Consider the following 355-nt stretch of genomic DNA (forward strand, 5'->3'; position numbering starts at 1 on the left):
CCTCAACGTGTCCAAGGTCAGCGAAAACCACCCGGAAATCTGGGCCCTGCGCGCAGTCGACAAGCGTTACCAGACCAGCTTCCGTTATGGGCAGATGAACTCGCCGTTCGAATACGAGAAGGTGCGGTACATCTATACGGAATCGCGCAAGTTGCAGATTGCCGAATAAACGCCCCCCCAAAAAAAGAGGCCATTGCATTGAATGGCCTTTTTTATTGCGGCTGAGATAAACCAGATTTTTCGACTCACCGGCGCCAAACCCAACGCCACGCCAACCGCCCAAGCGAATGCGCATGGGCTCAGCATCAAGACTGACTATTTCAGTCGTAACACCCGCGCCGCAGGGCTGCGCAAG

1 pseudogene is annotated in these 355 nt (G+C 54.9%); it reads left to right on the plus strand.

What is annotated here, in order from left to right:
- A pseudogene (locus SB765_RS28380) lies at positions 1-169 on the plus strand (VacJ family lipoprotein); the annotation flags it as partial.
- Between the last annotated feature and the right edge of the window lie 186 nt (positions 170-355).

Origin of the sequence: Pseudomonas sp. SIMBA_067 (genome assembly GCF_046534675.1) — a bacterium.
GTDB classification, from domain to species: Bacteria; Pseudomonadota; Gammaproteobacteria; order Pseudomonadales; family Pseudomonadaceae; genus Aquipseudomonas; species Aquipseudomonas putida.